This window comes from Agrobacterium sp. B1(2019), assembly GCF_008274755.1.
Classification (GTDB): domain Bacteria; phylum Pseudomonadota; class Alphaproteobacteria; order Rhizobiales; family Rhizobiaceae; genus Agrobacterium; species Agrobacterium salinitolerans.
Map to the genome: position 1 here is coordinate 69,207 of NZ_VTPB01000006.1, position 20,122 is coordinate 89,328.

The following is a 20,122-nucleotide window of genomic DNA, read 5'->3' on the forward strand; positions in this document are numbered from 1 at the left end:
GCGATTTTTTGAGGGGAGTTTTAGCAGGCCTTTCGGGCGCGACTTTGAGCGAGACGATAGCTTTCGCCGTTCATCTCGAGGATGTTGACGTGGTGGGTGATGCGATCGAGCAGTGCGCCGGTGAGACGTTCGGACCCCAGTGTTTCCGTCCATTCGTCGAAAGGCAGATTGCTGGTGATCAGGGTGGCACCACGCTCGTAGCGTTGCGAGATCAGCTCGAACAGCAATTCCGCCCCGGTCTTTGATAGTGGCACAAATCCCAGCTCATCGATGATCAGCAGCTTGTAGGCGGCCATCTGCTTCTGGAACCGGAGCAGACGCCGCTCGTCACGCGCCTCCATCATCTCGCTGACCAGGGCCGCCGCCGTGGTGAAGCCGACGGACAGGCCCTTCTGGCAGGCGGCCAGGCCGAGACCGAGTGCGACATGCGTCTTTCCCGTGCCGCTCGGGCCCAGCGCAATGACGTTCTCGCGGCGCTCGATCCATTCGCAACGGGAAAGCTCTAGCACCTGCATCTTGTTCAGCTTGGGGATGGCTGTGAAGTCGAAGCTGTCGAGGCTTTTGACGACCGGGAACTTGGCCGCCTTGATCCGACGTTCGACCTTGCGGCGGTCCCGCTCGATCATCTCCCGTTCAGCAAGCCGGAACAGGTAGCCGACATGATCGACGCCTTCGGTGGCGCATAGCCGGGCCAGCTTCTGGTGCTCGCGCTGGAAGGTCGGCAGCTTGAGGGTTTTGAGATAGTGGCCAAGCAGGATCTCTGGCGCGTCGCTGCTCATGCCGCTTCTCCCGCATCAGATGACAGGAGGCGCATATACGCCTTTGCTGACGTCTTCTCGACAGTCGCCGTCGGCAGGTAGGGATAGATCGCCAGATCCAACCGCGGCGGCCGGCGCTCGACCCGGCACAGGATCAGATGCTTGACCGCATCGAAGCCGATCGCGCCGAGCTGTATCGCCTGCTTCACCGCTGCATGTAGATCGGCAAGGTCGAAGCTTTCCAGCAGGCGCAGAACCTGCACGTATTCTCGCCGCCCATGTTTGGCCATGCGGCCTTCCATCAGCCGGCGCAGCGTCGCGAACTCGTCTGGCAGATCCCAGCCCTGCAATGGAGCCGCCTGATCCAGAGAATTGATCTTCCGCTCGATCAGCGGCAGGTAATGGACGGGATCGAAGACGACGTCTTCCCGTTCCCAGCATCGCGGATGACGCGCGATGATCTCGCCGCGGCAGCCGATCACCACCTGATCGACATAGCCCCGGACCCAGACGTCCTGATGGCCGTAGGCGACCGGTACGGAATAGTCGTTCGTCTTGTAGCGCACCAGCGACTGGGCTGTCACAACAGCGCTGGCCTGGTCGCAGGCATCAAACGGCGACGCCGGCAAGGGACGCATGGCCGCAAGATCGCGCTGCAGCCGTTCGCCAATCGTCTCGCTCTCGCCCCGCAGCTTGTCGCGCTGGCGTTTGCGGCACTGCTCTTCCAGAAAAGCATTGAACGCATCCCATGTCGCAAACCGCGGGATCGGCACCATGAAGTTGCGTCGGGCATATCCGACAAGACCCTCGACATTCCCCTTGTCGTTGCCCTTTCCCGGCCGCCCATAGCGATCCCGGATCAGGTAGTGGGACAGGAAGCCGCTGAACAGCGCTGCCCGCTTGCGTGTGCCGTCGGGCAGGATCTTTGCGACAAGGCAACGGTCGTTGTCATAGACGATCGACTGCGGCACGGCCCCGAAGAACGCAAAGGCGTGGACATGACCATCCACCCAGGCTTCGGCCACTGCCGCCGGATAGGCACGCACATAACATCCGTCGCTATGAGGAAGATCCAGCACAAAGAAGCGAGCTTTCTGCTCGACGCCGCCGATCACCACCGTCGCCTCGCCGAAATCGGCCTGCGCATAGCCCGGTGGCTGCGACAGCGGCACAAACACCTCCTGGCGGCGTTGATCCCGCTCGCGCATATAATCCTTGATGATCGTGTAGCCGCCGGTGAAGCCGCACTCGTCACGAAGCCGGTCGAACACCCGTTTGGCAGTATGCCGCTGCTTGCGCGGCATCACCATGTCAGCTTCCAGCCACTGCTCGATCGTCGAAACGAATGCATCCAGCTTCGGACGCCGGATCGGCGAACGTCGCTGATAGCCGGGCGGTGTCGAATACGACAGCATCTTGGCCACGCTGTCGCGCGATACGTTGAAATGCTTTGCTGCCTGACGCTGCGTCATCCCTTCGGAAACAGCCAGGCGAACCCTCAAATAAAGTTCCACGGTGTAGATCCCCTGTCCCTCCTGCGATCATTGCAGAAAGGAAATAGGTGGCCGGATTTTACTCCGCCCGCGGACGGACTATTCCGCCGCTACCGTGGCCGACTTTTCCACCGCCGCTCTCAGTAGTCGAAGCAGCCGGACGAAATCTTCACCCAGCTCTACAAGCGTGAGGCATTGCTGTTGCACACCCCGTTCAAGAAGTGCATCCGTAAACACACCTGTTCCGGGTCCAAGTTCCAGAACAGGTCCTGTTGAAGCGTCGATAGATTGTGTCATCAGGCGAGCGAGATGAGGGCTGGAGGGTGCAACAGCTCCGATCGACCATGGTTCAGACAACCATTGGCGAGCGAACAGGATGGTTTGCGACAGTCGTTTCATAACTGCCCAGCCCACAGGATGAAGATACTGTAGAGGCGCAGAAACTTTGTGTCAGAAAAGGCAGTAAGTGTCATTTCGTTGCCCTGGTAGCAGACATTCGGGCCGTCACAACAGAAGGGAGCATCGAACTCGCCAACGCAAAAACCTTCGCAATAAGCACGTGGGGTGTGATCACGCAGCCGCCAAGGCCAGAGTCAGTAATGAAGGCCCGGAAATTCACAACGTTCAATTCAGTATCTCCTGTCGTTCAGGAGATTGATAATGCAACCTCAAGCAGATGGAGGTTCAATCAGAATTCGGTCCGTTGCGACAATTTGGCTCATAGTGGGGCGCCAAACCTCCTACTCTTTGTTTCGTAGAAGGCCGATCACAGAACGGTTAGCGAGGGGCGTCAGTAAAGGTCAGCCCCGATTATCGAGTGGATTCAAAGAATACCTGGCTATGATGCTGCAGATCATAACTCGACGTTTTAACTGAAACGATAGCGAACGAGCTGCGCGAACAAAACATAACAATCGATAAAATTGCACCTAAATTGTTTGCCCGATAGTGGCAGCCGATCCTCATAAGTCATTGCAACAAACGGGGACGACTTATGACTGTCAGGTTTATGTTCGCAATAATCGCAATAATGACGACCTCGATGGGGGTGGCGTGGAATCCCGATGCGGCGGCTCTGGATGCCATGCCGATCGCCGGACCGACTACCCAGCCAATTGGTCATTTTGAATTCTGTGAACGCCTGCCCGGAGAATGCCGCCCCCGCGTTGCAGATCGCGGGCCGATGAAGCTGACGCCAGAGACCTGGAGTCGCCTTGTCGATGTGAACCGTAAGGTGAACCTGATCCCGGCGATGACAGATATGGAGAGGTATGGTGTCGAAGAATACTGGACCTATCCGGTCGACGCAGCCGACTGCGAAGACTTCGTTCTTCAGAAGCGGAAGCTCCTGATGGAACGTGGGTTCTCGCCCTCCAACCTGCTGATCACAGTAGTGCTTCAACCGGACGGATCGGGTCACGCTGTGTTGGCGGTCCGGTCAGGACTGGGTGACTTCGTGCTCGACAATCTGCGTGCGGAGATCAGGAAATGGTCGGAAACCGAGTACACCTATCTGAAGCGTCAGGACTCGCGTGATCCCGGCAAGTGGGTGAAAATCAATGACGGTCGTGATACGATTGCCGTGGGCGGCATTCGGTGATCAGCGGCATGTTGTACTCTGACCGTCGTTGTTGACGATCACAATACTGCAAGCATGAACGTCGCCAGCACCAGCCCCCCAAGAAAGGCCGCAACCATCGTGGTCGTCCGCGCGTTCGGGCGTTCCGGTATCGTTGTCCGCGATGAGTTCTCGTCGGGTGACTGACCAGCGTTGGTAGTCCCGGCTAACGGCTCCTGATGCAGTGCCTGGCCTTCTGGAGATGATGAATCCATCTCCTCCAGTGCTCTGTCCAGCATTACGCAGGTGATCGTCGTTTCATCGAATTTCACTTCGAACTCGAGTTTCCGACTGCTTTCAATTTTATCGAGAGCTTTGACAGCAGCGGCCTGCTCGCTATCAGCTTCAACGAGTGATCGATGGGTGACAAGAAAAAATGGCATTCGCTCGCCAACAACTCTCGAGGTGAAAGAGAGCCGGAGACAGTCAGATCGCGCCCGGAGGCTTCCCCATGACTGCATCCAGACTTGTGATTTGGTCCGTGTGTTCGGTATGGACCAACGGTTTACCGAACACACGAATGAGCAATTAGCTTGATAAACTGGATGAAGTCAGCGCTCTTACGGCATATTTTTCATCATCTCCGGTGACATGGGCATCATGTTGGTGTTGAGGTGATACATAACCCAGATTGATCCGACGAGCACGATGACAAGGATCACGATCGTAAAAATCAGTGCCATCATGGTCCACCCTCCTTCAGAGCGGCTGTTCATGTGCAGGAAGTAGGTCATGTGGACAAGCATCTGGATGCCGCCAAGGATCATGATCGCCGCGATCGTTATCATCTTGCACTCGATGACGTCGCCCATCACAAGCCAGAACGGGATGGCCGTCAGAATAAGCGACAGGATGAATCCCGTCATGTAGCTCTTGAGAGAACTACGCCCCGAGCGGTGACCGGAATGCCCTCCGTGTGCTCCATTATGAGAAGAATTCGACGTCATGCGACAACTCCCATAAGATAGACCACTGAGAAGACACCGATCCAGATGAGGTCGAGGAAGTGCCAGAACATTGACAGGCACATCAGTCGTCGATGGTTCTCCGGAGTGAGGCCAAACTTCGACACCTGTATCATAAGCACCACAAGCCAGATGACCCCAAACATGACATGGAGGCCATGCGTGCCGACGAGGGCGAAGAATGACGACAGGAAGGCGGACCGCTGGGGACCAGCACCCTCCGCGATCAGATGATAGAATTCGTATGCCTCCAGCCCCAGGAATGCGAGGCCGAGCAGGCCTGTGACACCAAGCCAGAAGATCGTCGCACCCTTTGCATTGCTCTCGGCACGGATCATCGCAACACCATAGGTAATCGATGACACCAGCAGGATTACCGTCGCAACCCCGATCAACCTGAGATCGAAAAGATCGCCAGGTGCAGGACCGGCCGCGTAATTACGACCGAGCACCGCATAGGTGGCGAAGAGAGCCGCGAAAATAAGCAGGTCACTCATCAGATAGAGCCAGAAGCCCAGGTTCGTGCTTCCTTCAGGATGATGTTCCTCATCGAGATGGAATTTCTTGTCAGCCCGGGGGGCGTGAATCGGGTTTGCCATGTCAGTTCCCCTGGGCGAGCAGCTTCGAACGTGCGTCTTCGACCTCGGCAACTGTTGCTGCCGGGATATAAAAGTCGCGGTTGTAGTTGAAGGTGTGGGCGATCGAGATGATAATGATCGCTGCGAATGATACGATGGCGAGCCACCAGATGTACCAGATGAGCGCAAAGGCGAGCGCGATGCTGATACCGGAAAGGATGACACCGGCACCAGTATTTCTGGGCATGTGAATCGCCTTGTATCCGGCCAGTGGTCTCGCGTATCCACATTCCTTCATGTCGTGCCATGCGTCCATCTCATGGACCACTGGAGTGAAAGCGAAGTTGTATTCTGGCGGCGGCGAGGAAGTAGCCCATTCCAGGGTTCGGCCACCCCATGGATCGCCCGTCGTGCAGCGGAGCTGGTCGCGTCTCCTCACGCTGACGACCATCTGGATAATGAAGAACAGGATACCGAGTGCAATCAGGCCCGCCCCGAATGCGGCGATGATGAACCAGATCTGTAACGAGGGATCATCAAACTGCGAAACTCTGCGCGTCACGCCCATTAGTCCGAGCACATAGAGCGGCATGAAGGCGACGAAGAAACCGATCTGCCAGAACCAGAAGCTCATCTTGCCCCAGAACGGATCGAGCTTGAAACCGAAGGCCTTCGGCCACCAATAGGTTACTCCTGCCATCAGGCCGAACAGCACGCCGCCGATGATGACGTTGTGGAAGTGGGCAATCAGGAAGAGCGAATTGTGCAGCACAAAGTCAGCAGGAGGTATAGCCAGCATGACGCCTGTCATACCGCCGATGACGAATGTCACCATAAAGCCGATCAACCAGTACATCGGCAGTTCGTAACGGATCCTTCCCTTGTACATCGTGAACAGCCAGTTGAACATCTTCGCACCCGTCGGGATCGAAATGATCATCGTTGCTATTCCAAAGAAGGCGTTGACGGACGCACCTGCTCCCATCGTGAAGAAATGATGCAGCCAGACCACATAAGAAAGAAGCATGATCGTACATGTCGCGTAGACCATCGACGCGTAGCCGAACAGCCGCTTGCCCGAGAACGTAGATGCAACTTCCGAAAAGATGCCAAAAGCCGGGAGGATCAGGATGTAAACTTCCGGATGACCCCACATCCAGATCAGGTTCACGTACATCATCGGGTTACCGCCGAGATCGTTCGTGAAGAAGTTGGTGTCCAGATAGCGGTCTGCGGTCAGCAGCGCAAGCGTTGCCGTCAATATCGGGAATGTCGCCACGATCAGGATGTTGGTGCAAAGCGAGGTCCAGGTGAAAACAGGCATTTTCATCAGAGACATCCCCGGTGCGCGCATCTTGACGATGGTCGCAACGAGGTTGATGCCCGACAGCGTTGTTCCGATGCCGGCTACCTGCAAACCCCAGATGTAGTAGTCCACACCGACGCCAGGGCTGTAATCGGCACCCGACAACGGCGGATAGGCCAACCAGCCGGTCTTTGCGAATTCTCCTACGAATAGCGAGATCATGATGATGATCGCACCCGCCGTCGTCATCCAGAATGAGAAATTGTTCAGGAACGGAAATGACACATCGCGAGCACCGATCTGGAGCGGCACAATGTAGTTCATGAACCCTGTTATGAACGGCATGGCGACAAAAAAGATCATGATCACGCCGTGGGCGGTGAATATCTGATCATAGTGGTCGGCGTTCAGGTATCCCTCGTTGCCGTTGAAGGCGATGGCCTGCTGAATACGCATCATGATCGCGTCGGCGAAGCCGCGCAGAAGCATGACGAGCGCCAGAACGATGTACATGATGCCGATCTTTTTGTGATCGACAGATGTGAACCATTCCCTCCAGAGATAACCCCACAGTTTGTATTTCGTAATCAATCCCACGATGGCCAGGCCACCGATAACCACGGCAACAAACGTGCTGCGGATGATTGGATCGTAAGGGATCGCTTCCCAGGTGAGCCGCCCGAAGACGAGTTGAGCGAGTGTTAGATTTTCGAACATCTTATCTGTCGAATCCTTCAGGGTTTTGCGGGCACTTCAGCGTCGAGCCGGTCGGGTGCCTGCCCGCTCTCATCGCTTTCGGGTGTGGTGGGATGCTGCATGTTCTTCATGCTATGGTTCATCGGCATCGACGGCTGGCTCACCTTGCTATCGATGACGTTCGCGGGGCTCTCGCCGCGGGTCGGGGTGCCTGTGACAGGGGCGGGTGCGACATCGTTGTCTTCGGCTGCGCCGGTCGTCCGGCGGTTGTCGTATTCCAGGCGCGCCCGGTTTTCCCGGCTCTCCACACCTGCCCCGCCCATCTTGTCGATGTGCATCATCTCATCCATGCACATCTGGCCTTCACGGGCGCACATGTTGAGCACCGAGCGGTAGAGACCTTCCTGCACCGTGGAGTAATAACGTACAGGTTCGGCCGTGCTCGGTTTCTCAAGCTTCAAGTAACTGTCCCGGTTGAGTGCCGTGCCGGTCCGTTTGACACGCGCGACCCATTGATCGAAATCACCCTGGTTCAATCCAAGGAACTTGAACCGCATCTGAGAGAAGCCGTCTCCACTATAGTTGGCAGAAAGACCATCGTAGGTGCCGGTCTCGTTGATGACGGCATGGAGTTTCGTCTGCATTCCGGGCATGGCATAGATCATCCCGGCGAGCGCCGGCACATAGAATGCATTCATGACCGATGATGCAGTTAGCTTGAAGTTGATCGGTACATCTACGGGCGCAGCAAGCTCATTAACCGTAGCAATTCCGTACTCCGGATAGAAGAACAGCCATTTCCAATCGAGTGCGACCACTTCTACGGTGATCGGCCTGATGTCGGGTGTAACAGGACGATTTGCATCGATCCTGTCGAGTGGGCGATATGGGTCAAGTCTGTGAGTGCTGATCCACGTGATAGTTCCCAGCGCAATGATGATGGCAAGCGGCGCTGACCAGATCACCATCTCGAGTTTTACGGAGTGATGCCACTCCGGGTCATATTTCGCCTTCTTGTTGGAATGGCGGTAATGCCAGGCAAAATAGAAGGTGAGAAACAGGACCGGTACGATGATGAGGAGCATCAGCACGGTTGCGATGACGATGAGATCCGCCTGCTGACGTGCAATATCGCCGGATGGCGACATTACGACCATCTTGCATCCACCGAGCGGGAGCAAAAAGGTGCCAACAGCGAGGAGAAAGAGCTTTTTTGACAAAGACACCTTCGACTCCCGATGTAAGGGATTATGAGTTCAGGATGGAATCCGGCTGCTCTTGAGAAGTCCCGATACGTAGCTCACACGCTCCGCCAGATATCGGCGAAGAATGGCTTGGGCGTAAGAGATCCATGGTCGAACTGATTCAGTAAGACGTACGTGCGCAGTGCCGAACAGATTGCCTTAGCTCAGGTATTTTGGCGGGCGCGAGATCAGATAGATCTGGCTTTCACGAAGGAGGTCCGCGGATACGGAATATCGCAGTCCTTCCGAGAATCTAAAATCATACAGCTCTGCTTGTAGAGACCGCTGCTCGCAGCGGACGTGATGGTCGGCCTCAGACAAGAGGAGTTTCCTGTTATCCACCGGTGAACCTCGTTCCTGCACGAAGGTAGCGACACCGGGCGGAACAAATGTGCGATTTTCCAACGGAGTCGAGCAGAGGCTTCCGGAGATGATCTGAATGAAGATCATCGTCAGGACAGCCACGGTCTTCCAACTGGTTAAAACGCTGCGGATCATTCGTTCCAGACAAGCAAAATGACATAAATCAACAGATGACTAGCAAAGGTCGAACTGAAACAAAAGCTGCGAATCTGGGACTGCGCCAATTTGTCCCTGATGATAAGGCGCACTCCATCACGAGCCTTACACAATTAGTTGAGACCCGACCTTAGCTGTCAGCAAGCGCTTGAACCTCAAGCTACTAGAGATCGTAGAATTGTACGGAATCAGTAATGTGGAGGATTCAAACGTGTCCTTCAAATGGGGATATGCATGCTCAAACCGCGTCTGATGAAACGTCGGTCACTCGTCGCTCTATCTGGTGGTGCATTGGCATCAGCCGTCTTTGGAAGCCCGGTTTCTACAGCGGCGGCTGTCGTCAGGCCCGCCAGTCAAATGGAACCGAGCGAACGTGAGCTTGAGGCCCGCTACGCTGCAAGGAGCGACGGCGGCTACCGGTTACCTAGAGTTCCCTTTCGAAAGATCGACCCGAGATACTATCGGCAGCGCGTTGAAAACCTCACCGGCGAGCCTGCGGGCGTTGTTTTCGTCGATGTTCGCAGCAGGTTCCTCTATCTCACTGAAGATGCTGGCACGGCAATGAGATACGGTATCGGTATCGGGCGCGTGGGCTTCACCTGGTCGGGTGAAGGAATAATCCAGTGGCGGCAGAAATGGCCCCGGTGGACACCGCCTCCGGAGATGATAGCGAGACAACCAGAGCTACAGAAATATTCATATGCGAACGGCGGCCAGGCACCCGGCCCCAATAATCCGCTTGGTGCTTGTGCTCTTTACATCTTCCAGCATGGCAAGGACACGCTTTACCGGCTTCACGGCACCACGGACTGGCGTTCAATCGGCCACGCCGTTTCGTCAGGCTGCGTTCGCCTCATCAATCAGGATGTGATGGAGCTTTATGAAACCGTCCCGTCAAAGGCCCGGATTGTCGTCATGCAACAGGGAATCCGATGAAGGCATCATTAAACAAGATCACAGCCAGAGCCGCTCTCGTCCTTCTCTGGGTTGCCGCGCTATGCTTGATCGATCTTACCACGAAGTATCTGGTTGTAACCGAATTGATGGATCCACCGAGAGTAATCCCGGTAACCCCATTCTTCAACCTGGTGCTTGCCTATAACCCGGGTGTCAGCTTCGGCCTTTTCTCCGACACGATGGGATCGGCTCCACGACTGTTCGCGCTGCTTCAGGGCGTAATCGTGATCGCGCTGGTGATCTGGGCGGTAATGGCAAAGACTGCTGCAGAGAGGGTTTCGATCACGGCGATTGCAGGAGGCGCGAGCGGCAATGTCATCGATCGCTTCTGGAACCTGAGCGTCACGGACTATCTGGATTTCCACGCCTTCGGTTGGTCATGGCCAGCCTTCAATCTGGCAGACGTATTCATCGTCTGTGGGGCCTTCCTTCTTGTCGCGATCTCGTTGCGTCCGGACCGACATGCGATTTCGTTGGCGAAGACATGATTGTCAGGCGTAGCGACACGATCGCAGTGGAACTTGATCTCAACAACTCAATCCTCATATCAAAATTCTGTGCTGGATACCCCCATCACGTCTCGATGGCGTCAGTTTCTTTTCAAACTCGAACAAACCGCAGTGGTTCGACGCTGCATGTCATGACTGGAGTATTCATATGCTGACAATCGGTGATCTATCGAAGACGACTGGGGTAAAGGTTCCGACGATCAGATATTACGAGCAGATGGGGCTTCTCTCGCATACGGAACGCTCGGAAGGAAATCAGCGACGCTATTCGAAGACGGAAGGTGAGCGGCTGTCCTTCATAAAGCACGCACGCGAGCTTGGACTGACGATCGAGGCCATCCGCGAACTCATCGATCTTAGTCAGCATCCGGAGAAACCTTGCGAGGAAGCTGACGGTATTGCCGCCAAGCAACTCGTAACCGTCCGTGAGAAGATCCAGCGCCTAAAAAAATTGGAAGCAGAACTGGAGCGGATCTCAACGCACTGCAATTCCAACCAGGTACGCGACTGCTACGTAATTCGGGCTCTTGCCAACCACTGTCTTTGCTCGACGGAACACGACTGACAGGTTGCTCGTTTCGCGCTACGTTTCGTTCATCTCGTCTGCAATCTGGGTAACTCATGACCCTTTCAACCACCGCCTACATTAGGGCTTTCCGTTGAGATGAGGCCGCTGCCGCCGGAAAGCGCTCCTATTTTCAGTATAGGAAATGAAGATAGCAGAAGGGTCTGAAGCCTTCTCGCCAGTCTCAGGAAGCTCAGGGTTTTTTCGCCCATGAGAATATACTTGGCGGCCCATCATAAATCATAATCATCTTCGCATCCTTCCGTGTCAGAGGGCGAATTTCGTTACGTTAGGACGCGACGAAATCCACAAGAAGCTTGATGTTCAGGAGGGCGATCACGATTGCAATCAGCCAAGCGAAAGCAGTCAGCCAGTAAGGAGCCGTCAGTTCCCCCATCTTCGCCCGGTCGGATGTGAACATCACAAGCGGGAACACTGCGAACGAGAGTTGAAGACTGAGCACCACCTGTGTCAAGATTAAGAGTTGCGCTGTTCCACCGTCTCCAAACAATATCGTAACCCCGGCAGCCGGAATAATGGCGATACCGCGTGTGATCAATCGTCGTAGCCAGGGCGCGAGCCTGATGTTCAAAAAGCCTTCCATGACAATCTGTCCAGCCAGTGTCGCCGTAACCGTCGAATTGATACCGCAGCATAGGAGCGCGATACCGAACAACGTTGGGGCGATTGCAAGACCGAGCAGCGGTGCAAGAAGGCTATGCGCTTCACCGAGTTCGGCCACCGTCGTCTGGCCTGTCTTGTGGAATGTGGCCGCTGCGAGGATCAGAATTGAGGCATTCACGAGCAACGCAAACATCAGGGCGATTGTCGAGTCGAGGGTGGCGAACTTGAGTGCCTCCCGCTTCTGGGGGACTGTTGTGCCGTAAGCGCGTGTCTGCACGATCCCTGAGTGGAGATACAGATTGTGCGGCATGACGGTTGCACCAAGAATCCCTAGCGCGAGGTAGAGCATATCCGGGTTGGTGACGATCTCTGTGGTCGGGGCAAATCCGAGGATGACTTGTCCCCAGTCGGGATCCGCAAGCGCGATCTGGATGGTGAAGCAGACGGTAATCACACCCAGCAACGTGATTACGAGCGCTTCGACCCAACGGAAGCCTAACTTCTGGAGATACAGGATGAGGAAGACGTCCAGTGCCGTGATGACGACTCCCAGTTCCAGTGGGATGCCGAAGATCAGGTTGAGCCCGATCGCAGTGCCGATCACCTCCGCTATGTCGGTAGCGATGATCGCTATTTCTGCCAGGATCCAGAGGACGATGCCGACCGGTCGAGGGAAGGCATCGCGGCAAGCCTGCGCAAGGTCTCGCCCGGAGCCGATCGCCAGACGGGCGCAGAGCGACTGGAGCACGATCGCCATGATGTTCGACACAAGTGCTACCGTCAAAAGCGCATAGCCGAAGCGGGATCCGCCGGCGAGAGAGGTCGCCCAGTTTCCAGGATCCATATACCCGACCGCCACCAGGTAGCCTGGACCAAAGAAAGCCATGGCCCGGCGAAATGTGCCCTGCCCGGTCGCCACCGCGATGGATCGATGCACGTCAGACAGCGACGCTTCCCCTCCGGCCCGCCGCCAGCCCTTTACCGGACTGTCCATAGATTCACCTACGATTCTTGGTTTTTGCTTAGTTGCTATTGCAAATCATTCGCATGAAGTTTGAGAATTGACAAGTGCATTTTCCAAGGCGGGCGATGAACCGGGATCTGCTCGGGTCGCACCTGCTCTGATGCCGTTCAGCATCGAAATACAAGAGGAACCCAGCAAGTATCATCGCACTCAACCATATTAGCAGTCGCCTGAGGCTTCACCAGACAACTGCGGAGGGATTGTCGACCCTGAGGTTGATAGAGGTCCTGTGAAAACGCTCTAGGCCACTAATCATGGATCTTGATGGCCGGAATGATCCTCGCCCGACTCTCGTTTCGGCCTCTGCACAACGAACTCGACCTCCACTGCTCCTGCTTTCTCGAACAGGAGCGTCGCCTTGAACTTCTCACCTTCGACGGGCCGATTTATGGGCTTGACCAGCATTATGTGGGTTCCACCCGGTTGAAGCGCCAAGGTAGCACCGGGGGCAATTTCGAGGCCTTGCTTCGCCGGACGCATTTTCGCTACCCCTTCCACCAGGGAGGACTCGTGGATTTCCAGTCTCTCGGCGATGTTAGTCGTGCCACCGACAAGACGGTCAGACTCCTGTCCGGTATTGACGATCGTCACATAGCCACCCAGCACCGGAGCGACCGGAGGAGCCAGTGCCGACCAAGGATGCCTAAGTTCCAGCTTTCCTGCCTTGAAGTCATGTGCAAACGCCGTTCCAGCCAGCAGACATGCAAAGATTGTCGCGGCGACGCGGATTGTCGAATTCGATCTCTTGTTCATTGCTTCCTCCTTCTTACTGCGACACCGTCTGACCGTCTTGGTACTGGAAAAGCTCCTTTGGATTCCAGACAGCGAGGACCCCGACCAGACTGAATACGACCGAGGTCGCTACCATCAGCAGGATCCCTCCAAATACAATTTTCCTGATCATTTTACTGCCTTCAACGTATGGGGCGCAGGAGGCGCAATGCGTTTATCGTAACAAGCACAGTTGCACCCGTATCTGCCAGGATGGCGGGCCAGAGGCCAGTGATTCCTATAATGGTGGTGACGAGAAACACAGCCTTGAGGCCGAGCGCGATGGTGATGTTCTGAAAAATGTTTCGCATCGTACGCTTCGAAAGATCGACCATGAGAGCGACATCCCCGACTCTGCCGTGGAGTACCGCGGCATCGGCGGTCTCCAGCGCGACGTCCGTGCCGCCACCCATGGCGATGCCTATATCTGCCGCAGCGAGAGCGGGAGCATCGTTGATGCCATCCCCGATCTTGCCGACCACGTAACCTTCCTGTTTGAGTTCGCCAACAATACGCTGCTTGTCCTCAGGCATCAGTTCTGCACGAACTTCAATGCCAAGCTGAGCGCCAATGGCTGATGCCGTGCGAGCGTTGTCGCCCGTAAGCATGATTGCTTTGATCCCGAGATCGGTCAGTGCCTTAAGGCCCTCGATCGCGTCCGCTCGGGGTTCGTCGCGCATGGCGATGGCACCTGCAAGTACATCGCCGATTACCAAAACGGATACAGTCTTGCCATCCTCGTTCAGAGAGGTAATCTGCAGCGAATGCGCCATCGGAATCGTCACACGCTCGGCAGCAGCCTTCGGAGATCCGAGGAAGACTTCCACGCCGTCGATGACCGCGGTAACGCCTTTGCCGCCGAGTGCCTTGGCATCGGTCGAAGCTGGAGCATCGAGCCCATCTTCATCCGCCCTGGCGAGGATCGCGACCGCCAGCGGATGGCTTGATCCGGTTTCAAGTGCCGCAGCATAACGGAGTACCTCGGGACTACTGCGGCCGAAAGGAATAACGTCCGTCACCTTGGGCTTTCCTTCGGTCAACGTCCCCGTCTTGTCGAACGCGACTGCAGTCACCCTGCCGACCCCTTCGAGAACTGCGCCGCCCTTCATGAGAAGGCCGCGCCGTGCGCCCGCCGACAGTGAAGCGGCAATGGCAGCAGGTGTCGAAATGACGAGGGCGCAAGGGCAGCCGATCAAAAGGATCGCAAGCCCCTTGTAAATCCATTCACTCCATTCGCCGCCAACAAGTAAAGGTGGGATGATGGAAACCAACGCGGCAACGACAACCACGCCCGGTGTATAGTATCTCGAAAAGCGATCGATGAACCGCTCTGTCGGAGCCTTCGATTCCTGGGCTTCCTCGACCAGGCGGACGACGCGAGCAATGGTGTTGTCTTCGGCTGCAGCGGTGACACGAACGCGCAGTGCCGCGTCGCCGTTGACGGTACCTGCGAATACGTTATCACCGATCACCTTGCGGACCGGTACGCTTTCACCCGTCACGGGTGCCTCATCGACAGAACTTTCACCTGACATTATCACGCCATCGGCCGAAATCCTGTCACCGGGGCGAACAAGTATAATTGAACCGACAGCAAGCACCTCTGCCGGAACCTCGCGGGTCTTCCCACCCTCTTCCAGCAAAGCCGTCTTGGGCACGAGGTTTGTCAGAGACTTGATACTGTCGCGAGCCTTGCCAGCCGCAACGCCCTCGAGGAGCTCACCAACAAGGAATAGAAAGACAACGGCCGCCGCCTCTTCGGTAGCGTTAATAATCAATGCGCCGACAGCGGCGATCGTCATCAGCATCTCAATGGAGAAGGGAGTGCCTGCCCTCGCAGCCATAAAAGCACGACGGGCGATGGGTATCAGGCCAACCAACATGGCGATGATGAAGGCGTAAGTATCTATGGCCGGAACCAGATTGCCGATAGCATATGCGGCAGTCAGAGATCCGCCTGCGATTATCGTCAGGCGCCCCTTGCGGCTACTCCACCACGGCCCTTCGCTTGGCCTATGATCATGACCGTGAAGACCCTCCAACTCAACGTCCGCTGACGCCTGTCCGTTGGTATGGCCAGCATCGTCTTGCGATCCTGAATAAGTAGCGGGGGACCGCTTCGCGGTAGGAATGATCGGTGCGACCGAGTATCCAAGGCCAGAAACCTGCTTCTCAATAGCTTTGAGATCAGCGAACGCGTGCTTGACCGTCATCGTCCCCGAGGTCACCGAGACACTAACATCTTCAACACCCGGAATGCGACGGACGGCAGTGTCGATCTTGCTTGCACATGAAGCACAATCCATTCCACCAACGTGGAAACGGGCCTGACCATCCGGGATCGGCCTCTGGCTTGATTGAGAGGTTGCAGAGTGATCGTGCCCACCGTTGTTCTCATGGGTATGGTCGTGGGAGTGCGTCTCGTTGCCATGCTTGTTCATGCAAGCAAAGCCATGCTCGTGGGGAGTCGTACCATGATCGTGCGCCTGCGCGTGCTCATCAGGTGAATGATCATGATCGTGGGAACAGCCTGGCCCATGGACGTGTTCTATAGCAGATGGCACCGCTTTAGACTTGGCGGGAATAAGCTTCGTCGGATATCCAAGGCCGGTGACCTTTTTTCCCATATCCTCGACATCGATTGTGTCGTCATGCTCGACTGTCATGGTCCCGGCGGAGACGGAAATCGAAACATCTTGAACGCCAGGCATGCGCCTGATCGCCGTATCGATTTTGGTTGCACACGAAGCGCAGTCCATGCCCTCGATCCGGAATCTCGTCTGAAGTGGCTCAACCATATCATGTATCCCCATATTGATACGGCAAGCTTTACGACCTCTAGCCACTAGAGACGCAATGGGAAATTTTTGCTCTTTTGCATTTCGGTGAAAACTGCTGGATTTCACGATATCCGTGACGAGTTCTCGGAAGCGAACAGATTATTGCATACTCGCTTTGATATATTATTAAAGCTAATATGTTAAACTTACCGTCTCGGCTCTTTATGCTCAATGTGGTGAAATGAATGACTTCTGTCCGCAACGGTAAGCTTGGAAAAAGTCTGCTTTTTATTTCGATTTGCAGTTTGAGCGGCGTTCTTTCTGCATTGATATTCGGAAGTAGCCTCTGGCTATTCGATATTGTTTTCCTGTTCTGGCCCTACGTCACTCTATCCGCTTTTTGCCTGCTGCTCGCGACGTTCCTTCTTGGGGAGCGACCGGCGCGGCTTTTGTGTTCCCTTGCATTTCTGGCAAGTCTGATGCCGTTCTTTATGCAGCCTCAGGCACCGCAGGGGGCTGCGGACAGGAATTTACGCGTTATCTCAGCCAACCTGCTGATGCACAATGATGCGGAACCTGGGGGTTTTCTGCGGTTTCTGACGGAGCAACAGCCAGATGTCCTCTTTCTTCAAGAGACTGAAGACCGCTGGCAGAAAGCAATCGCGGCTAGCGGCCTGTTTGGCTATCAAAGCAGTTCTAACCTGCCAGCGCGCGACGATATGAAAGTCTTTTCGCGTCTTCCTATTCTCTCGGAGGTCAGGCTTTCGTCCGCGCAGGCGTATGAGCGATATCCGATGCGCCTCGTTCTGGGGACGGAAAATGATCCGCTGATTCTTTATGCACTACATCCCGATACACCGCGTTCGCCAGCCCGCTGGAAAGGCCGAAACGCTTATCTCGACGGATTGGCGGATGCTGTCCTGTCTGAAAAAGAGGGCGCGAAGCTTATTGTTGCCGGTGACTGGAACACACCGCCGTGGTCACCCTACTTTGCGAGATTTTTTGAGAAAAGCGGATTATTCTTCGCACGTGCAAGCAATGTTCCTGTGATGACACGATTCAGCCGTCGGCTACCGTTCAGATTCGGTTCCATGATTGACCATATCGCGGTTTCGGGTGCTTTAAGACTGGCAAGTTGGCGGGTCGGCCCCGATTTTGGATCCAATCACATTCCGGTTGTTGCGGATCTGTCATTTAATTAAACTCAGGCTGGCGGTTTGTGGTTTTTGCATCGGTTCAACACGCCGGGCATATATATGCCCGGTAGAAGCCATAAAATCTGCTGTTAGCTGTCTATTGTTTGACGACGATCCGAGCCTTGTAGGGAACCCTCTCATAGAGGTCGATGACATCCTGATTGATCAGACGGACGCAGCCGGAGGAAACCGATTTGCCGATGGATGACCATTCCTTCGTGCCATGTAGACGATAGAGCGTATCCTGACTGTTCTGGAAGATATAAAGCGCGCGTGCGCCGAGCGGATTGCTTGGTCCCGGTTCCTGTCCACCGTTCTCGACCGAGTATTTTTCCAGTTCGGGTTGCCGTGCAATCATTTCTGCCGGTGGTTTCCAGCGCGGCCATTTCTGCCGCCACTGGATGATGCCTTCGCCTTGCCAGGCGAAACCGGCGCGGCCGAGACCAACACCATAACGCATGGCCGTGCCACCTGGTTCGACGACATAAAGGAACTTCGATGGCGTATCTACGACGACCGTTCCCGCAGGTTCGCCTGTCGGATCTTCGACGCGCTGACGGTAAAACTTGGGATCGATCTGCTGAAACGGTACGGCTGGCAGCTTGTGGCCGCCATCTTCGAGGCCCGCGTAGCGTGTGATCATTTCGGCTTCGCCTGGCGGGCCGATCGGCCTGCGGGCAATGGCCGGTGTCGGAGCAGGCTGATTTACCGTCGCACATCCCGCCAGCATCGTGGTCAGGGAAGCGGCTCCCAGCAGGAAGCCCCGGCGTTTAAGCTGTTTATCATCGAATAGCATTCAAGTCCCCGTGATTTGCAATTTCAGTTATTGAGAGAGGGTTGGTGTTGGCCGCCACGGCAGGCCGCAAACATGTCCAGATCACGCTCGTAAACGCTGGTGGATACATTCATCATGCCGAGAAGACTGGAAAACAGGTTGTCGTGCGAAAATGTGTTTTCGCGTCTTTGTTGCTGGCAGCGGATATCAAGCCCCATCGAGGCTGCGAACTCCGGGCTGAACCAGGTTAGCAGTGGAATGCGTGTCTGTTCGTCGGGCGCTATAAAATAGGGCGTGCCGTGCAAATAGAGGCCATTTTCCCCCAGCGATTCCCCGTGGTCGGAGACGTAGAGCATACCTGTCGCCAGCGTATCGGTCCGGGCTTTCAGGCGGTCGATGATGCCGGACAGGACGAAATCGGTGTAAAGGATGGCATTGTCATAGGCATTAACGATTTCTTGGTCCTTGCATTTCGCCAGCTCGGTGGTCGTGCACTCGGGCACGAATTTACGGAACGCCTCAGGATACCGCTTGTAATAGGCCGGGCCATGATTGCCCATTTGATGGAAGACGAGGACGCTGTCCTGCTTCACGTTTGAGAGCCACTCATCAATCTTTTCGAGAACGATCTCGTCGTCGCAGGTGCCATCGGCACAGAAGCGTGGATCGTTGGAATTGTAAATATTGACGACGCGAACCCGGTCCGCAACGCCCTTGCTGCCGGTGTTGTTTTCGATCCACGTCATGTCGATGCCTGCCCGTCTGAGAACATCGACCGCCGTTTCATTCTCTAATCCTCCAGCATGGGTGTAGCCCGAACGTTTCAGATTGGAGAACATGCACGGCAGGGAGACGTCGGTTGCCGTGCCGCAGCTGGCGAAATTGGAGTAATAGGTGACGTCCTGTTTTTTCAGAAGCGGATTGGTTTCGCGTTCATAGAAACCGAGAGAGAAATTAGCACCGCGCGCCGTTTCCCCAACGACGATGACAGCAACGCGTAGCTTGCTTAAGCCGTCCACCGGAGTGGTCACGGTTGCATCCTCACCCAGCGGCTTGACGACAACGTTTCTTTCATTTCCTGTCGCCAGAGCCACTTTGGCGATAGAGACGAGAGGTGTAACCGGATTGAGGGTTTTCGCCAGTTCACGCTTGGTCCGTATAACGGCTGAATAAGGCTTGTAGTAAAGCGCTCCGCTACCGGCGATGATTGCAATGCAGGAAGCCGTGATGCCAACATTCCACAACACGACGCGTTCGGCGGATGGAAATCTGACCCGAACCCACAAGATGAGGAGAGAGGGAATAACGGCAACGAGAAGCATGTGCCGGAAGTAACCGGCAGTCAGCAGGTCCCCGGCCTCGGCAGAGGTCGTTTCAAAAACGTTGCGCACCATATCCGTATCGATCAACACGCCGAGATTGTCGATGAACCAGGACGCGCCTCCAGCCAGCAAGACAAGCAACACAAGCACTGGCTTGAAGAGATATTTGACAGCTGAAAGAATCGTCAGGACAAAAAACAACGCAACTATGACGAGATTGAGCGCCAAGAATGCGCCCATCTCGTCCGCCAGATAACGCCCGGCCTTTTCCCAGAATGTCGCGTTTGAAAACGCCCAGAAACATAAGGCTGCCAAAAGTGCGAGCAGACGGTAGTCTAGCGACGGGCGATAAGTTTTAAAGAACCTCAATCTGGCTCCCTTGCCGCAACGTCACGAGATGAGGTGCGTTGCCTTGAATTTAA

Annotated in this window: 19 protein-coding genes; 5 read left to right on the forward strand and 14 right to left on the reverse strand. The window is 55.5% G+C overall.

What is annotated here, in order from left to right; translation table 11 throughout:
- Positions 1–20: 20 nt before the first annotated feature.
- The 3 genes from istB to AGR1_RS28080 all read right to left on the reverse strand — a co-directional run bounded on the left by istB (position 21) and on the right by AGR1_RS28080 (position 2,650).
- Positions 21–779 (reverse strand): IS21-like element helper ATPase IstB, encoded by a 759-nt coding sequence (istB, locus tag AGR1_RS28070; RefSeq protein WP_035226016.1) that lies wholly within the window; start codon positions 777–779, stop codon positions 21–23.
- On the reverse strand, positions 776–2,272 hold the full coding sequence (gene istA, locus AGR1_RS28075; RefSeq protein ID WP_149149107.1) for an IS21 family transposase: 1,497 nt from the start codon (positions 2,270–2,272) through the stop codon (positions 776–778). Before istA ends, istB begins: the two co-directional genes overlap by 4 nt.
- A gap of 78 nt (positions 2,273–2,350) precedes the next feature.
- Positions 2,351–2,650 carry a hypothetical protein gene (locus AGR1_RS28080; RefSeq protein ID WP_253204186.1) on the reverse strand — a complete coding sequence of 100 codons (300 nt, stop codon included), beginning with the start codon at positions 2,648–2,650 and terminating at the stop codon, positions 2,351–2,353.
- Positions 2,651–3,245: 595 nt separating this feature from the next.
- Here AGR1_RS28080 and AGR1_RS28085 point away from each other — a divergent pair.
- The gene (locus tag AGR1_RS28085; protein WP_037093094.1) at positions 3,246–3,851 is read left to right on the forward strand and encodes a transglutaminase-like cysteine peptidase; all 606 of its coding nucleotides are present in this window, start codon (positions 3,246–3,248) and stop codon (positions 3,849–3,851) included.
- Positions 3,852–3,889: 38 nt separating this feature from the next.
- Here AGR1_RS28085 and AGR1_RS28090 read toward each other — a convergent pair whose 3' ends face one another.
- The 6 genes from AGR1_RS28090 to AGR1_RS28115 form a co-directional block, all read right to left on the reverse strand.
- The gene (locus tag AGR1_RS28090; RefSeq protein ID WP_003501174.1) at positions 3,890–4,252 is read right to left on the reverse strand and encodes a hypothetical protein; all 363 of its coding nucleotides are present in this window, start codon (positions 4,250–4,252) and stop codon (positions 3,890–3,892) included.
- A 177-nt stretch (positions 4,253–4,429) separates the two neighbouring features.
- Positions 4,430–4,816: a cytochrome o ubiquinol oxidase subunit IV gene (cyoD, locus tag AGR1_RS28095; protein WP_035228678.1), complete on the reverse strand. Its 387-nt coding sequence runs from the start codon at positions 4,814–4,816 to the stop codon at positions 4,430–4,432.
- Positions 4,813–5,433, reverse strand: coding sequence for a cytochrome o ubiquinol oxidase subunit III (gene cyoC, locus AGR1_RS28100; RefSeq protein WP_003501178.1), 621 nt, complete (start codon positions 5,431–5,433; stop codon positions 4,813–4,815). The genes cyoD and cyoC overlap by 4 nt, the downstream gene beginning before the upstream one ends.
- Position 5,434: 1 nt before the next feature.
- On the reverse strand, positions 5,435–7,435 hold the full coding sequence (cyoB, locus tag AGR1_RS28105; RefSeq protein ID WP_003501180.1) for a cytochrome o ubiquinol oxidase subunit I: 2,001 nt from the start codon (positions 7,433–7,435) through the stop codon (positions 5,435–5,437).
- A 17-nt stretch (positions 7,436–7,452) separates the two neighbouring features.
- Positions 7,453–8,640, reverse strand: a complete 1,188-nt coding sequence (gene cyoA / locus AGR1_RS28110; protein WP_003501182.1) for a ubiquinol oxidase subunit II — start codon at positions 8,638–8,640, stop codon at positions 7,453–7,455.
- A gap of 177 nt (positions 8,641–8,817) precedes the next feature.
- Positions 8,818–9,156, reverse strand: coding sequence for a hypothetical protein (locus tag AGR1_RS28115; protein ID WP_003501184.1), 339 nt, complete (start codon positions 9,154–9,156; stop codon positions 8,818–8,820).
- Positions 9,157–9,411: 255 nt separating this feature from the next.
- Between AGR1_RS28115 and AGR1_RS28120 the strand changes: the two genes are divergently transcribed.
- The 3 genes from AGR1_RS28120 (at position 9,412) to AGR1_RS28130 (ending at position 11,208) form a co-directional block, all read left to right on the forward strand.
- Positions 9,412–10,113, forward strand: coding sequence for a L,D-transpeptidase (locus AGR1_RS28120; RefSeq protein WP_003501186.1), 702 nt, complete (start codon positions 9,412–9,414; stop codon positions 10,111–10,113).
- Positions 10,110–10,622, forward strand: a complete 513-nt coding sequence (lspA, locus tag AGR1_RS28125; RefSeq protein ID WP_003501188.1) for a signal peptidase II — start codon at positions 10,110–10,112, stop codon at positions 10,620–10,622. Before AGR1_RS28120 ends, lspA begins: the two co-directional genes overlap by 4 nt.
- A gap of 169 nt (positions 10,623–10,791) precedes the next feature.
- The gene (locus tag AGR1_RS28130) at positions 10,792–11,208 is read left to right on the forward strand and encodes a helix-turn-helix domain-containing protein (protein WP_003501190.1); all 417 of its coding nucleotides are present in this window, start codon (positions 10,792–10,794) and stop codon (positions 11,206–11,208) included.
- A 289-nt stretch (positions 11,209–11,497) separates the two neighbouring features.
- Here AGR1_RS28130 and AGR1_RS28135 read toward each other — a convergent pair whose 3' ends face one another.
- The 3 genes from AGR1_RS28135 to AGR1_RS28145 all read right to left on the reverse strand — a co-directional run bounded on the left by AGR1_RS28135 (position 11,498) and on the right by AGR1_RS28145 (position 16,425).
- Complete coding sequence (locus AGR1_RS28135; protein WP_003501192.1) at positions 11,498–12,826, reverse strand: Nramp family divalent metal transporter; 1,329 nt, start codon at positions 12,824–12,826, stop codon at positions 11,498–11,500.
- A gap of 282 nt (positions 12,827–13,108) precedes the next feature.
- Complete coding sequence (locus AGR1_RS28140; protein ID WP_003501194.1) at positions 13,109–13,609, reverse strand: copper chaperone PCu(A)C; 501 nt, start codon at positions 13,607–13,609, stop codon at positions 13,109–13,111.
- A 161-nt stretch (positions 13,610–13,770) separates the two neighbouring features.
- Positions 13,771–16,425, reverse strand: a complete 2,655-nt coding sequence (locus AGR1_RS28145; protein WP_080723265.1) for a heavy metal translocating P-type ATPase — start codon at positions 16,423–16,425, stop codon at positions 13,771–13,773.
- A 227-nt stretch (positions 16,426–16,652) separates the two neighbouring features.
- Here AGR1_RS28145 and AGR1_RS28150 point away from each other — a divergent pair, with 227 nt between their 5' ends.
- A complete protein-coding gene (locus AGR1_RS28150) occupies positions 16,653–17,609 on the forward strand; it encodes an endonuclease/exonuclease/phosphatase family protein (protein WP_003501205.1) in 957 nt (318 codons plus the stop codon).
- Positions 17,610–17,700: 91 nt separating this feature from the next.
- On the opposite strand, the gene AGR1_RS28155 is transcribed toward AGR1_RS28150, so the two are convergent.
- Together AGR1_RS28155 and AGR1_RS28160 are read right to left on the reverse strand one after the other, a co-directional pair.
- Positions 17,701–18,399 carry a L,D-transpeptidase gene (locus AGR1_RS28155; protein WP_003501207.1) on the reverse strand — a complete coding sequence of 233 codons (699 nt, stop codon included), beginning with the start codon at positions 18,397–18,399 and terminating at the stop codon, positions 17,701–17,703.
- A 23-nt stretch (positions 18,400–18,422) separates the two neighbouring features.
- Positions 18,423–20,069: a phosphoethanolamine--lipid A transferase gene (locus AGR1_RS28160; RefSeq protein ID WP_035226354.1), complete on the reverse strand. Its 1,647-nt coding sequence runs from the start codon at positions 20,067–20,069 to the stop codon at positions 18,423–18,425.
- Between the last annotated feature and the right edge of the window lie 53 nt (positions 20,070–20,122).